At 47.7% G+C, this 13,873-nt stretch carries 12 protein-coding genes and 1 riboswitch; of the genes, 10 read left to right on the top strand and 2 right to left on the bottom strand.

The window, feature by feature from the left end; translation table 11 throughout:
• Positions 1-4 precede the first annotated feature (4 nt).
• Entirely contained in the window at positions 5-1,339 is a 1,335-nt protein-coding gene (locus IEY13_RS01060; RefSeq protein WP_188949816.1) for a cytochrome ubiquinol oxidase subunit I, read from the bottom strand.
• A gap of 141 nt (positions 1,340-1,480) precedes the next feature.
• Here IEY13_RS01060 and IEY13_RS01065 point away from each other — a divergent pair, with 141 nt between their 5' ends.
• From IEY13_RS01065 to cobC, 9 genes are all read left to right on the top strand, one after another.
• Complete coding sequence (locus tag IEY13_RS01065; RefSeq protein ID WP_188949818.1) at positions 1,481-2,647, top strand: threonine aldolase family protein; 1,167 nt, start codon at positions 1,481-1,483, stop codon at positions 2,645-2,647.
• Between the two features lie 35 nt (positions 2,648-2,682).
• Positions 2,683-2,898, top strand: a riboswitch (cobalamin riboswitch).
• 118 nt (positions 2,899-3,016) lie between these two features.
• A complete protein-coding gene (locus tag IEY13_RS01070) occupies positions 3,017-4,963 on the top strand; it encodes a TonB-dependent receptor plug domain-containing protein (RefSeq protein ID WP_188949820.1) in 1,947 nt (648 codons plus the stop codon).
• A 36-nt stretch (positions 4,964-4,999) separates the two neighbouring features.
• Positions 5,000-5,587 carry a DUF6580 family putative transport protein gene (locus IEY13_RS01075; RefSeq protein WP_188949822.1) on the top strand — a complete coding sequence of 196 codons (588 nt, stop codon included), beginning with the start codon at positions 5,000-5,002 and terminating at the stop codon, positions 5,585-5,587.
• 66 nt (positions 5,588-5,653) lie between these two features.
• On the top strand, positions 5,654-6,598 hold the full coding sequence (locus tag IEY13_RS01080) for an ABC transporter substrate-binding protein (RefSeq protein ID WP_188949824.1): 945 nt from the start codon (positions 5,654-5,656) through the stop codon (positions 6,596-6,598).
• Positions 6,588-7,112, top strand: a complete 525-nt coding sequence (locus IEY13_RS01085) for a bifunctional adenosylcobinamide kinase/adenosylcobinamide-phosphate guanylyltransferase (RefSeq protein ID WP_188949825.1) — start codon at positions 6,588-6,590, stop codon at positions 7,110-7,112. Before IEY13_RS01080 ends, IEY13_RS01085 begins: the two co-directional genes overlap by 11 nt.
• Positions 7,109-7,798 carry a Dph6-related ATP pyrophosphatase gene (locus IEY13_RS01090; protein WP_229687664.1) on the top strand — a complete coding sequence of 230 codons (690 nt, stop codon included), beginning with the start codon at positions 7,109-7,111 and terminating at the stop codon, positions 7,796-7,798. The genes IEY13_RS01085 and IEY13_RS01090 overlap by 4 nt, the downstream gene beginning before the upstream one ends.
• Positions 7,799-7,813: 15 nt before the next feature.
• The gene (cobT, locus tag IEY13_RS01095) at positions 7,814-8,860 is read left to right on the top strand and encodes a nicotinate-nucleotide--dimethylbenzimidazole phosphoribosyltransferase (protein ID WP_188949827.1); all 1,047 of its coding nucleotides are present in this window, start codon (positions 7,814-7,816) and stop codon (positions 8,858-8,860) included.
• 7 nt (positions 8,861-8,867) lie between these two features.
• Positions 8,868-9,653, top strand: a complete 786-nt coding sequence (locus IEY13_RS01100; RefSeq protein WP_229687665.1) for an adenosylcobinamide-GDP ribazoletransferase — start codon at positions 8,868-8,870, stop codon at positions 9,651-9,653.
• A 12-nt stretch (positions 9,654-9,665) separates the two neighbouring features.
• Positions 9,666-10,268 (top strand): alpha-ribazole phosphatase, encoded by a 603-nt coding sequence (cobC, locus tag IEY13_RS01105; RefSeq protein WP_188949829.1) that lies wholly within the window; start codon positions 9,666-9,668, stop codon positions 10,266-10,268.
• Positions 10,269-10,395: 127 nt separating this feature from the next.
• On the opposite strand, the gene IEY13_RS01110 is transcribed toward cobC, so the two are convergent.
• Positions 10,396-11,244: a dienelactone hydrolase family protein gene (locus IEY13_RS01110; RefSeq protein WP_188949831.1), complete on the bottom strand. Its 849-nt coding sequence runs from the start codon at positions 11,242-11,244 to the stop codon at positions 10,396-10,398.
• A 147-nt stretch (positions 11,245-11,391) separates the two neighbouring features.
• Here IEY13_RS01110 and IEY13_RS01115 point away from each other — a divergent pair, with 147 nt between their 5' ends.
• On the top strand, positions 11,392-13,743 hold the full coding sequence (locus IEY13_RS01115) for a glycoside hydrolase family 35 protein (protein ID WP_188949833.1): 2,352 nt from the start codon (positions 11,392-11,394) through the stop codon (positions 13,741-13,743).
• Positions 13,744-13,873: the final 130 nt, after the last annotated feature.

A 13,873-nucleotide genomic window follows, 5' to 3' on the forward strand; every position in this document is an offset into this window, starting at 1 on the left:
CAGCTTAGTGGTTGATGAGGAATGTGGATGAAGGAGTATCGTACAGTTTACCCACCATTTTAATCTGGCGGTATAACATAAAGGTTACAATTACCGCCAGTGATATATATACCGCACTGAACAGATAGAATGAGTAGTTAATACCCGGCATAGGCGTTACCGCATCTGCCGTGCGCATAATACCGTTGATAATCCAGGGCTGGCGGCCTACTTCCGTAACCGTCCATCCGGCTTCCACCGCAATAAAACCCAGCGGCGTGGCTATTACAAACAGCTTCAGCAGCCATTTGCTTTCCAGCCATTGCTTTTTCTTCCACAAACCTATAAAGTATAATACGCTTATCAGCAGCATTATCATACCCAGCCCTACCATTACCTGAAAGGCGTAGTGTGTAACAGCCACGGGTGGGTGATTCTCTTCTGGTATAGCATCTAACCCTTTTACTTCTGCATTAAAATCTTCTGCCACCATAAAACTCAGCAGGCCCGGTATTTTTACAGCATAGTCTACTTTCTTATTTTTCTCATCCGGTATACCACCTATAATCAGCGGTGCTCCTTTCTCTGTATGAAAATGGGCTTCCATAGCAGCCAGTTTAGCAGGCTGGCGGTGCGCCACATCTTTGGCAGATAAATCGCCACTCAATGGTTGCAATATAGCCGCTGCCGCAGCAAACACCGCTGCTATGCGGAAGGCTTTGGTATGAAAAGCCACGTGGCTGCCACGTACTATCATAAGCGCATGCACCCCTGCTACCGCAAAACCGGTAGCGGCAAAAGCAGCAATACACATATGTAACGCCTGCGAAAACCAGGCATCATTAAACATAGCTTTGATGGGATCAATATTCAGGTACTCGCCGTTGAGGTAATCAAACCCTGCAGGGCTGTTCATCCAGGCATTGGCGGCTACCACCAGTATGCCCGATACCAGGCCGCTAACACCTACCACTACACCAGTAAACCAGTGAAACCAGCGGTTAAAACGATTCCAGCCGTACAGGAAAAAACCCAGTGCTATGGCTTCAATAAAAAAGGCAGTGCCTTCCAGTGAAAAGGGCATCCCGAAAATAGGGCCGGCATGTTTCATGAACGTTGGCCACAACAGCCCCAGCTCAAAAGACAACACAGTACCACTTACCGCACCGGTAGCAAAAAAGATAGCCACGCCCTTACTCCAGGCTTTGGTAACATTCTTATACACATCCTTACCTGTTTTCAGATAGTAGTAGTGGGCTACGGCCATAAAAAAAGGCATTACCATTCCGATACAGGAGAACACAATGTGAAAACCGAGAGAGAGGGCCATTTGAGAGCGGGCTGCTAAAAAATCATTCATGAAATGATTGTTTTAATTCGGCACAAAGGTAGTGCTGCACAAATGGAAAGAATGCTATTTTTTACGGAATCTATGGTGTATATTAACCACCCCCTCTGTATACTATTATATACTACGTTCACGCATTAACCACTATTACAAATGGACAGAAGATCCTTTCTTAAAAACTCAGGCATCAGCACCCTGCCTGTTATTACAGGCCTTGGTGCAGCAGCCTTTCAGCCAGCAGCGGCCCCGGAAGCAGCTTTAAAAACCATCAACTTTGTACAGGACGGTATTGGTTTTACGCCTACAGAATATATTCAGCAGCTGGCTGAGATTGATAAGGTGCATGCTATTGAAAGAGATTACTATGCAGAGAAGGGCGTAGTGGATGCGTTGCTGAAAAAGTTTGCTGTCATTACCGGCAAAGAAGCTGCGATTTATATGCCTTCCGGCACCATGGCCAACCAACTGGCCATTCATGTGCTTTGCGGGGGCAGTACCAAGGTGTATGTGCAGGAAACCAGCCATGTGTTTCGCGATGAGGGCGATGCTGCACAGTCGGTGTATGGTAAGCGCCTGTTGCCGCTGGCGCGGGGAAAGCATTATTTTACTGCTGCGGAACTGGAAGCGGAGAATACTTACCTGGCGAACGGAGAATATTTTGCAGCTCCCGCAGGTGCAATCTCCATAGAAAACCCGGTAAGGCGTTGCCTGGGGCAGGTGGTGCCGTTAAGTGAGCTCAAAGCCATTGCCGCCTGGAGTAAAAAGAGAGGGTATAAGATGCATCTGGACGGGGCCAGGCTCCACCTGGCCTGTGCTTATTCCGGAGTAAGTGTAAAAGAATACGCAGACTGTTTTGATACGGTGTACATGTGCCTGTACAAATACCTGGGCGCCAACTCCGGTGCAGTACTGTGTGGCAGTAAAGCGGTGATAGATCAGATGCCGCACCTGGTAAAAATACACGGCGGAGGTATGTGGCAGAACTGGCACAATGCCGCTGTGGCGCTGCATTTTCTGGAAGGGATTGATGAAAGACTGCTGCGTGCGCGGGAAAGAGCAGCCTCGGTGTTTGCAAAGCTGAATCTGCTGCCGGGGGTGGAAATACTGCCCATACCGGAGGGTAGCAATGTTTTCCGGTTTCGCCTGGCAGCGCAGTACAATCCCCAAACGTTTTCCGGCACCCTGCGGGAGAAGTATGCCATACGTATTGCCGCCAGCCCTGAAGAGGATGGCTACGCACGCATACACGTAAACGAATCTATACTCCTGAGAGAAGAAAATGCTATCCTCAGCGCGTTTAAAGCTGCGCTGGGAGTGTAAATACCCGTTTTTGTTAACGGGATGCTAAAACCATGTACATTTGCCGCGTAAACGGTTCCGCTCCGGCTGTATGGCCGGAGGGATTAAAAGGGAAACCGGTGTAAACCCGGTGCTATCCCCGTAGCTGTAAGCTTAAGTGTTTGGCGTAGCCATACATGCCTGTTAAACAGGATACCACTGTTGTATAAGTACAACGGGAAGGTGTTAAACAGTAAGCGAGCCAGAAGACCTGCCGGGTACAAAATCCTTATAAAGAGCTTTCGGGTGAAAAGCTGCGGATGAAAACCATCTTACTGCAGAAGAGGCTTTCATTGCTGTCCGTATTCATGGTACCGAAGGCTCATAGTGAACAACTTAAATACTATGAGCATGAACAAATCAGTGCTTCCGCTGTCAGCATTACTGCTACTGGGCGTGAAGGCAGGTGCACAGGATTCCCTCCGCACCGCACGGTTGGACGAGGTAATTGTTACCGCCAACAAAATTGCACAAAAGCAAAACGCTACCGGCAAGGTAGTAAGCGTTATTTCCAGAGAACAGATTGAAAAAAGTACCGGCCGCACTGTAGCCCAACTGCTGAACGAGCAGGCAGGTATTACCATTAATGGTGCACTCAACAACCTGGGCACCAACCAGAGTGTATACATGCGCGGCGCTTCCTCTGGCCGTACCCTGATACTGGTAGATGGTATACCGGTGTACGACCCTTCTTTAAGCAACAGTGAGTTTGATTTAAACCTGCTGGCGCTGAACGATATTGAAAGAATAGAGATTTGTCGTGGTGCACAGAGTACTTTATACGGTTCCGATGCTATTGCCGGTGTTATTAATATTATTACCGTAAGGCAGGATGTAGATAAGCCTGTGAATGTAAAAGCATCCCTGGCGGGTGGTAGTTACGGCACCATCAGAGGCAATGCAAAGGTGTATGGCAAAGCAGGTAAGCTTAGCTATAACGCCGGATATGCCAAGCTGAAATCAGATGGTTTTTCTGCCGCTTATGACAGAACCGGTAATGAAGGTTTTGATAACGATGGTTATAATGGCGACGCCTTAAATGCATCGCTGCAATACCAGCTGAGCAATGAACTGCTGTTACGTGGTTTTAGCCGCTACAGCCGTTACAAAGCAGATATTGATAACAGTGCCTTCATTGACGAGAAGGATTATGTGCTGAAAAGCAAAAGCCTGATGACAGGTGGTGGTTTTACCTTTAAAAAAACAGGGGTAGTGTTGAATGGTAACTATCAGTACAGTGAGTTTACCCGTGGACAGATAGATGACAGTGTTTATATAAGCCCTGCAACCAAATACTTTAAACTGGATTATTTTGGTAAAGCGCAGTTTGCGGAGTTATTTGCCAATATAGAACTGGGTAAAGGCTTTAGTTTATTACAGGGGGCAGACTTCCGCTATAGCAGCATGAACAGCTACTCTTATTATATGAACCCCGGACCGGTAGATCCTTATAATCCTTCTGAGTCTACTTTTAAAGACACTTCTTTAAGCCAGTCTTCCCTGTATGGTTCTCTTCTCTACAGCGGTATTAATGGCAATCTGAATGTAGAACTGGGTGGCAGGCTGAATGTGCATTCCCGTTATGGCAGCAACCATACCTATACCTTCAACCCCTCTTACAGAATCAATTACCATTTAAGGGTATTCGGTAGTATAGCCACAGGCTTTAAAGCGCCTACATTGTATCAGTTATATGATGCATGGAGCGGGCAGCCCGATCTTAAGCCGGAACGTTCTACCAACTACGAAGGTGGTATACAATATCAGGCAAGAAACTTCCGCACCCGGGCTGTGTACTTTTACAGAGATATAAAGGATGGGCTGGATTACAATTACATCACTTACCGGTATTTTAATTTCGGCAGACAAAAAGTGGGTGGTATAGAACTGGAAGCAACTTTACAGCCGGCCAAAGGTGTTACGGTTACTGCTAATTATACCTGGCTGCATGCGCAGGAGCAGATTCAGAATCGTGTTAACCAGCAGGATACTACCTATAAGTACTTGTTAAGAAGACCTGACCACAATGTGAATGTAACCATTGGGTACAATGCAGGCAGTCGTTTATATGTAAGCGTAAGCGGTAAGTATGTAAGCAAGCGCTATGACATAGGCGCAGGAAAAGATGAGAAGCTGGATCCGTACTTTCTGTTAGGTGCTTACGCCGAATACAAATACAACAGCCACATTAAAATTTTTGCCGATGCGCAAAACCTCACCAACAAAAAGTTCTTTGATGTGCTGGGCTACCGCTCCATACCATTTATGTTTAATGGTGGTGTGGCTATCAACTGGTAATGTTATAAATTGTGTAACGAAAAGCGTATAAAGTATATGTCACTCACCAAATTTAATCCCCGCACCACCGTATTGCTGGTTACCATGCTGGTAACAGCAGTAATTCGTGTGTTATTAAGCTGGCAGCCTGGTATTTCGCCCATGTCTAATTTTACACCGGTAGGTGCTATGGCATTGTTTGGCGGTGCTTACTTCAGCAAAAGTTATAAGGCATACCTGTTTCCGGTATTAACCCTGTTTCTGGGAGATATTGTGCTGAACAAACTCGTTTTCTATCATGAATGGCGTTTGCTGTACGATGGCTGGTACTGGACCTACGGCTCTTTTGCATTGATGGTATTAACCGGCCAGCTGATGATTAAAAAGGTTTCGGTTACAAACGTGGTGCTGGCAAGTGTGGTTGCCACGCTGATACACTGGATCGGTACCAGTCCGGCCTGTATCTTTTTCCCCGGTTCTATGTATCCGAAAACTTTCAACGGCTGGCTCACCAGCCTGGTAGCCGCTATTCCGTACGAGCGCAATCTGCTGCTGAGTACACTTATCTTCAGCGGTATTCTGTTTGGGGAATTTGAGTGGCTGCAACGCCGGTTTACTGCTTTGCAATTAAAGCCTGCTTTATAAACAGGTATAACCAATAAACAACGGAGGGAGTGCTTAGTCGCTCCCTCTTTCTTATATACCATTCATATGATAGCATCCTCTTTTTTACCCGCTGCCACCCAGATGATTTACGATATGGGTTTGCAGCATTTATTACAGGGCATCACGTTTGAATGTCCGCCACAGGCGCTTACAGAAAAAGAAAAAGTAGTACGCTGTGTGCTGGAAGGAAAACAGTACAGCAGTCAGGAAATTGACCGTATATTCTCCGCTTCCAAAGCACAGGGTAAAAGCCTGTACTATGTAGATGATGCCTTATTACAAAGCATAGCACCGGATGTAATTTTTACGCAGGATGTATGTGAGGTATGCCAGATTGATACCGCCTGCACCGCAGCCGCGGTAGCCCGTTTGGCAAAACAACCCCAATTGGTAGCGCTTACACCCAATACGCTGAACGATGTGCTACAGACGGCAGTAACCATTGCCACCGCACTGGGGCAGGAAGAGGCGGCCTATAGCTATCTCTCCGGCCTGCAACAGCGTATGGATGCGGTAACAGATACCCTGCGTAAACACCGCGCACCACTGAAGCGGGTAATGATAATGGAATGGATGGAACCTATTTACAACTGCGGCCACTGGATACCCTATCAGGTAGCGTATGCCGGTGGGGTAGATATGCTGTCTAACCCCGGCGGCGACAGTATTGTTACACCCTGGGAAAAAGTAGTGCGTTATAACCCCGAAGTGCTGGTAATTGCCCCCTGCGGTTTTACCACTGCCAGAACCCGGGAGGAGTTATACCTGCTGACGCAGAAAAAAGAATGGGCAAACCTTACGGCGGTGCAGAACAATGCAGTATTCCTGGCCGATTATGATCTGTTCACCCAGCCCAGCGCGGGTACATTGGTAGATGGTATAGAGCTGCTGGCAGCCCTGTTTCACCCGGAAATATTTACCGTACCTGCACACCTGCAATCTAAATACGCATTACCTGAGCAAATGGGAGAACTGATTCATGCCCGCTAATATCATATTTATAACCGGCGGCGCCCGCAGTGGTAAAAGCCGTTATGCACAGCAACTGGCATTGCAGCACAGCAACGAACCGGTATATCTGGCCACCGCCCGCCATTGGGATGCGGAGTTTGAACAGCGTATTCAAAGGCATCAGGCAGACAGAGATGAACGCTGGACGAATATAGAAGCAGAAAAATTCATCAGTAAGGCTGCTATAGCAGGCAGGGTAGTGGTAATAGATTGTGTAACCCTATGGCTCACCAATTTCTTTACCGATCTGGAATACAATACAGAAGCCAGTCTTACCGCCTGCCGCCACGAAATTGATCAGCTGCTTACCCTGCCCGGCACTTTTATTATCATCAGTAATGAAATAGGTATGGGCGTACATGCGGAAACGGAAATCGGCCGCAGGTTTACCGATCTGCAGGGGTGGGTGAATCAATACCTGGCTGAAAAAGCCGGTAAAGCCATTCTGATGGTAAGTGGTATACCTGTAGTAATTAAAGATGTGGTTGTATGAGCAAAGCGTATATGAACTGGAGCGGCGGTAAAGATTCCTCACTGGCACTGCACCGGGTGTTGCAGCAACAGCAATATCAGGCAGGCTGCCTGCTTACCAGTGTTAACGCTACGCACAACAGAATATCCATGCACGGCGTAAGGCGTAGCTTGTTACAGCAACAGGCGCAGGCTATAGGGCTGCCCCTTACTACTATTGAATTACCGGAACATCCCTCTATGGAGGCGTATGAATCCACACTACTAGCCAAAGTACAGGAGCTGCAGCGGCAGCAATATACACACGCCTTATTCGGCGATATTTTTCTGGAAGACCTGCGTAGCTATCGTGAACAGCAGCTGCATAACGCAGGTATTACAGCCGTCTTCCCCATCTGGAAAGAAGATACCGCAATGCTGATGCAGGAGTTTTTACAAACAGGCTTTAAAGCAGTAGTGGTATGTGTGAATGAGCAGCATTTGCCTGCTGAGTTCTGCGGCCGTATTATAGATGAAGACTTTGTGCGCGACCTGCCTGCCGGTGTAGATATCTGTGGCGAGAATGGCGAGTACCATTCCTTTGTGTTTGATGGCCCCTTGTTCCGCCACCCCGTTGTTTATACCAAAGGAGAGGTGGTATATAAAACTTACCCCGGCCCCGGTTCTTCCGATTATGGGTTCTATTTTTGCGACCTGCTGCCTGCCTGATGAAGTGGGCGGCTGATGAATATGAATACTATCCACTCTTTACAGCAACAGCTGCAACAACTGATTGATGAGAAAACCAAACCTGTTGGCGCACTGGGTGTGCTGGAGCAGATTGCATTACAGGCAGGCCTTATTCAGCATACTACAAAGCCCGCTATAATTAAGCCGCACATACTGGTGTTTGCTGCCGATCATGGTATTGCACGCACCGGATTGGTAAATCCTTATCCACCCGATGTAACCGCCCAGATGGCGCTGAACTTTATTAACGGTGGTGCCGCTATCAATGTATTCTGCCGTCAGCATCAGATTGCTTTACAGGTAATAGATGCAGGTGTACAATCAGACGTAGCTGCTGAAACCGCCACTTTTATCGTTGCCAAAATGGGCTATGGCACGGCCAGTTATCTGGAAACAGAAGCCATGCCGGAAGCCACCGCACTGGCTGCTATTGCCAAAGGCAGAGAGCTGGTAAAACAGGTAGCCGGCACCGGATGCAATTGCATTGGCTTTGGCGAAATGGGTATAGGTAATACTTCCTCCGCCAGTCTTATTATGAGTGCTGTTACCGGCGAATCAATTGCAGCCTGCACCGGAAGGGGTACCGGTGTAAATGATGCGCAGTTGAGTATTAAAATAAAAACCCTGGAGCAGGTGGCTGAAAAGCATCAGCTGGCTACGTTTGCCCATAACCCGGTAGCGCTTTTAAGCAAAGTGGGTGGTTATGAAATAGCCATGATGGTGGGTGCTTATCTGGAAGCGGCTGCTCAGAAAATGATAGTGGTGGTAGATGGCTTTATCGCTACTGCTGCGTTGCTGCTGGCGAAAGGGTTACAGCCCGATGTACAGGCCAGCTGTGTGTTTGCCCATACAAGTGGCGAGCAGGGGCATGAAAAAATGCTGCACTGGCTAAACGCAAAGCCGCTGCTGCAACTGGGCATGCGCCTGGGCGAAGGTACTGGTGCAGCACTGGCTATTCCGCTGATACAATCGGCCGTATTGTTTTTACAGGAAATGGCTTCTTTTGCTTCGGCAGGTGTTTCTGAAGCGCATAACGCATAAATTGGCTATGGTGAAAAAAGAATTACGCATCTTCTTTACGGCGCTCATGTTTTTAACACGGTTGCCCGTGCCACGCTTTGCAGATCATTCGCAGGAATATCTGGAAAAGTCTGCCCGTTATTTTCCGCTGGTAGGCTGGATAGTGGCGGCAATCAGTGCAGCAGCTTATTTCCTGTTCCGCGAACTGGCCGGGGCAGATATCGGAATCTTTGCCTCCATCATCGCGGGCATTTTTACCACCGGTGCTTTTCATGAAGATGGGTTTGCAGATGTGTGTGATGCCTTTGGTGGTGGTTGGACCAAAGAAAAGATTCTGCTGATTATGAAAGACAGCCGCCTGGGTACCTATGGGGTAACAGGTTTAATTGCCATACTGGGCGCTAAGTTTCTGCTGCTGCGTTCCCTGCCGGTTCAACGGCCGGAGCAGTTTATATTGCTGCTGCTGGCGGCACATGGCTTCAGCCGTTTTATGGGGGTGCTTACTATTACTTTGTTCGATTATGTAACCGATACAGATGGCAGTAAATCCAAACCGGTTACTGCCCGTAAACCCACACCGGGCATGTTGGTTGCAGCGGCAGTATTTGCGTTGTTACCACTGGCAGGGTTGCATTGGCACCTGTGGCTGGCGTTACCGGTAATACTGCTGGCAGGCTATCGGCTGGCACGGTATTTTAAAAAATGGATAGGAGGGTATACGGGCGATTGCCTGGGCGCTATGCAGCAGGTGAGTGAGCTTACCTTTTACCTTTGTGTACTCATCATTGAAAAATATTATCCACCGGCTTTCTAAAAAACAGATGATATGGCTGTTTATCTGATAAGGCATACTGCCCCCGCTATTGAAAAAGGCATCTGTTACGGACAGGCCGATATTGGTGTGCTGGACACCTTTGAAGCAGAAGCAGCCATTATCAGCAGGCATTTGCCACAGCACATTACACGTATTCACAGCAGCCCGTTACAACGCTGCCGACGCCTGGCAGATCATCTGTTTCCGGAACTGACTATTGTAAACGAGCCACGCCTGAAAGAGATACATTGCGGAGAATGGGAGCTGCAACATTGGGATGCTATACCCAAAGAGGTGATAGACCCGTGGATGAATGATTTTGTAAACGTGCAGATACCCGGTGGTGAAAGCTATGTGCAGATGCATGAAAGGGTAGTGAATTGTTTTAATCAGCTGGCGGCGCAGGAGGGTACAGTAGTGCTGGTAACGCATGGCGGTGTTATCCGAAGTATTTTATCACACATTACACAAACCCCGCTACAAAACTCTTTTGGTGTATTTGCCATTCATTATGGCTGTGTAATAAAACTGGAAAAGCATAACGGCGTGTTTACTTATGAATCACTTTCCAATATACCCACCGGAAAAGAACAGCACAAGCCCTCTGCTAAATAGACTGCTGCTGAACTGGTAGCTGTTATAAGCCGTTTACTGCTGCATACGCTACAGGCTGTTTGTGTAACTAACCAGTATCAGTACGGGATAAAAAAGAGCCGGTGATTAAACCGGCTCTGAAAATGAACTATTTGAAGATGGTAGCAAAGAATGCTTTCATATCGTTAAACGAAGCGGTATCCGCTGCGCCATTGTAAGTAATAGGCATGTTAAACTTCTTGCCTTTTTCGGTAGCATTCGGGTTGGTAAATGCGTGCGTAGCCCCTTCATATACTTTAAAAGTATAAGCAGTACCGGTTGAGTCCATCTGCTTTTTAAAGGTAGCCACCTCAGCCTCAGGTACAAAGTTATCAGCACCACCGTGGCATACCAGTATCTGTGCTTTGGTTTGCCCTTTTACAGGGGTAACACCTGCCAGTCCGCCATGGAAGCTTATTACGCCATTTACCGGTAAACCCAGTTTGGCGCAGTTAAGTACCGCTGCACCACCAAAGCAATAGCCAATAGCGGCTGTTTTGGTAGTATCTGCCTGCGGGTAGGTTTTAGCTTTAGCCAGTGCAGCCTGTACGCGTGTATACCACAGTTGCGGGTTTTTATAAAAAGGAGTAGCCAGTGCGCCTGCTGTCTGCGGGTCTTCTGCCAGCTGGCCATTACCATACATATCTATACCAATAGCCAGGTAGCCCATCTCTGCCAGTTGTCTGGCACGGCCTTTTACATAGCCTTCCAGGCCCCACCACTCAGGTACAATCAATACAATCGGCTTTTTAATGCTGGTATCGCTGCTGTACGCAACAATGCTCTTCAGTACCGTAGTGTCTGCCTGAATGTTAATGTTTTCCTCAATAATAGTGGCTGTTGCCTTTGCGCTGTCTTTGCCACCGGTTGCTTCAGAAGAGTTGCTGTTGTTGCCACAGGCTGCAAAGCAAAGTGCTGCACCCAGTGCGGCCAGAAATGTTACTGGTTTGTGTTTCATTGTGTGTTTTGTTATAATGTCAATAGGAATGGCCGCAAGTTAGTGCACTTTACCGTGCCGCCAGTTTGTTAAATCCGGCAAAGAATTGGGGAAATTGCAGGCAATGAAGTTTTTCATATAGGGTATCTTCGGCATCCAATAAACAACATGAAGCGTTTGAAAACCCTATTCGTATCAGCCCTGATGTTGCTCGCAGCAGTAACCGTACAGGCGCAGTCTGGCCCGGCCGGCACTTTTACCACCGGTAAAAATACTTTTTTGCTCAATGGAAAGCCCTTTGTGGTAAGAGCGGCAGAATTGCATTATCCCCGTATTCCCAAAGCCTACTGGGAGCACCGGATACAATTGTGCAAGGCCATGGGCATGAATACCATCTGTATCTACCTGTTCTGGAACTATCACGAGCAGCAGGAAGGTGTGTTTGATTTTGAAGGCCAGAAAGACGTGGCAGAATTTGTAAAGCTGATTCAGAAGAACGGCATGTATTGCATTGTACGTCCCGGCCCTTATGTATGTGCCGAGTGGGATATGGGCGGCCTGCCCTGGTGGCTGCTGAAAAAGCAGGACCTGAAAGTGCGTACCAACCAGGATTCGCTGTTTATGGCCCGCACCATCCGTTATATGAAACAGGCCGGTAGGCAACTGGCCCCGCTACAGATACAGAATGGCGGTAACATTATTATGGTGCAGGTAGAAAATGAATATGGCGTATGGGGCAATGATGAAGTGTACATGAGTGCCATCCGCGATAATATACGCGCAGCAGGCTTTGATAAGGTACAGCTGTTCCGGTGCGACTGGAGTTCTAATTTCCACCGCTACAAGCTGGATGGCGTAGCCAGCACCCTCAATTTTGGCGCAGGCTCTAATATCGACAACCAGTTTAAGAAGTTTAAGGAAATGAACCCTGATGCACCGCTGATGTGTAGTGAATACTGGACTGGCTGGTTTGATCAGTGGGGCAGACCGCATGAAACACGGGATGTAAACTCTTTCATAGGCAGCCTGAAAGATATGATGGACCGCAATATTTCTTTCAGCCTGTATATGGCGCATGGCGGTACTTCTTTTGGTCAGTGGGCCGGTGCCAATGCGCCACCCTATGCACCTACTGCTACCTCTTACGATTACAACGCACCTATTGATGAAGCGGGTAATACTACAGAGAAGTTTTTTGCCGTACGCGATCTGCTGAAAAATTACCTGCAGGAAGGAGAAAAGCTGGGCGAAATTCCGGCTAATCCGGAAAAAGCCATCACGCTGCCTGCTATCCAGTTCACCCAAACCGCCGCTTTATTTGAAAATCTGCCAAAGCCGGTTAAGAGTGAAGATATTCAGCCTATGGAGGTGTTTAACCAGGGCTGGGGCCGTATTTTATATCGTACCCAATTACCTGCTGGTAGCGCACGCCGCAAGCTGGTGTTACAGGAGGTGCATGACTGGGCAACCGTGTATATTAACGGAAAACCGGTGGGCAAGCTGGACAGGCGCCGCGGCGATAATACGATAGATATACCTGCAACCACTGCCAGTGCACGCCTGGATATACTGGTAGATGCTACAGGCAGGGTAAACTACGGACAAGCTATTATTGACCGTAAGGGTATTACCAAACAGGTGTTGGTGGTAGAAGGGGCTGATAGTACCGTGCTGCGCAACTGGCTGGTTTATAATTTTCCGGTAGAGGCTGCTTTTCAGCGCAGTAAAGTCTGGAGTAAGAAGAAACTACAGGGCCCAGGCTGGTATAAAGGCAGTTTTACCGTTACCAAAACCGGCAATACGTTTATAGATGTAAGTAAAATGGGTAAAGGCATGGTATGGGTAAACGGCTATAATCTGGGCCGTTACTGGAAAATAGGCCCCCAGCAAACCCTGTTTTTGCCAGGTGCCTGGCTTAAAAAAGGCAGTAACGAAATAATAGTACTGGATGTTGATCAGCCTGCTGCCGATGTTGCTGTTGCAGGCCTGGATAAGCCTATACTGGACAAAACCAGTCAGGACGAATCATTACTGCACCGCAAACCTGGCCAGCAACTGCGCCTGGAAGGCGTAACACCTGTATATACGGGTACGCTGCCGGCAGGCAATGGCTGGAAGGCAGTACAGTTTGACGCAGTAAAACAAGGCCGCTATTTTTGTCTGGAAGCACTGAATAGCCAGAAAGAGGGCGACCCCGTTACTTCACTGGCCGAAATGGAAGTGCTGGATGAAAACGGCAACGTAATATCCACTTTATCCTGGAAGGTATTGTATGCCGATAGTGAGGAAGTTACTGCTGCCAATAACGCGGCTGATAAAGTTTACGATGCACAGGAATCATTGATCTGGCAAACACAAACTACCGGTGGTAAGCCTGCGCATCCACACCAGTTGGTAATTGATATGGGGGCTGTGGTAAATGTAAAAGGAATACGCTTATTACCACGCTCAGACAAAAGCACGTCTGGCATGATTAAAGACTTCCGTTTTTATCTGCAAACTGCTCCGTTCCGTTTTTAATAGTATTAAAATAACAACTGATTGTTACGGTGACTTTTGGTCACCGTAACAAGATCAGTGTGAGAACAGCTATTAGGCTGTTCCTGTTATAAAAGGTAAGCTGTTACCTGTTGAATGGTTGGTTTATAAT

It is taken from the genome of Filimonas zeae (assembly GCF_014641615.1).
In the GTDB taxonomy this organism is placed as follows: Bacteria; Bacteroidota; Bacteroidia; order Chitinophagales; family Chitinophagaceae; genus Filimonas; species Filimonas zeae.

Bases quoted from the DNA above. Each gene is read 5' to 3' on its own strand.
- IEY13_RS01060 (WP_188949816.1), bottom strand. From the start codon at position 1,339: ATGAATGATTTTTTAGCAGCCCGCTCTCAAATGGCCCTCTCTCTCGGT.
- IEY13_RS01065 (WP_188949818.1), top strand. From the start codon at position 1,481: ATGGACAGAAGATCCTTTCTTAAAAACTCAGGCATCAGCACCCTGCCT.
- IEY13_RS01070 (WP_188949820.1), top strand. From the start codon at position 3,017: ATGAACAAATCAGTGCTTCCGCTGTCAGCATTACTGCTACTGGGCGTG.
- IEY13_RS01075 (WP_188949822.1), top strand. From the start codon at position 5,000: ATGTCACTCACCAAATTTAATCCCCGCACCACCGTATTGCTGGTTACC.
- IEY13_RS01080 (WP_188949824.1), top strand. From the start codon at position 5,654: ATGATAGCATCCTCTTTTTTACCCGCTGCCACCCAGATGATTTACGAT.
- IEY13_RS01085 (WP_188949825.1), top strand. From the start codon at position 6,588: ATGCCCGCTAATATCATATTTATAACCGGCGGCGCCCGCAGTGGTAAA.
- IEY13_RS01090 (WP_229687664.1), top strand. From the start codon at position 7,109: ATGAGCAAAGCGTATATGAACTGGAGCGGCGGTAAAGATTCCTCACTG.
- cobT (WP_188949827.1), top strand. From the start codon at position 7,814: ATGAATATGAATACTATCCACTCTTTACAGCAACAGCTGCAACAACTG.
- IEY13_RS01100 (WP_229687665.1), top strand. From the start codon at position 8,868: ATGGTGAAAAAAGAATTACGCATCTTCTTTACGGCGCTCATGTTTTTA.
- cobC (WP_188949829.1), top strand. From the start codon at position 9,666: ATGGCTGTTTATCTGATAAGGCATACTGCCCCCGCTATTGAAAAAGGC.
- IEY13_RS01110 (WP_188949831.1), bottom strand. From the start codon at position 11,244: ATGAAACACAAACCAGTAACATTTCTGGCCGCACTGGGTGCAGCACTT.
- IEY13_RS01115 (WP_188949833.1), top strand. From the start codon at position 11,392: ATGAAGCGTTTGAAAACCCTATTCGTATCAGCCCTGATGTTGCTCGCA.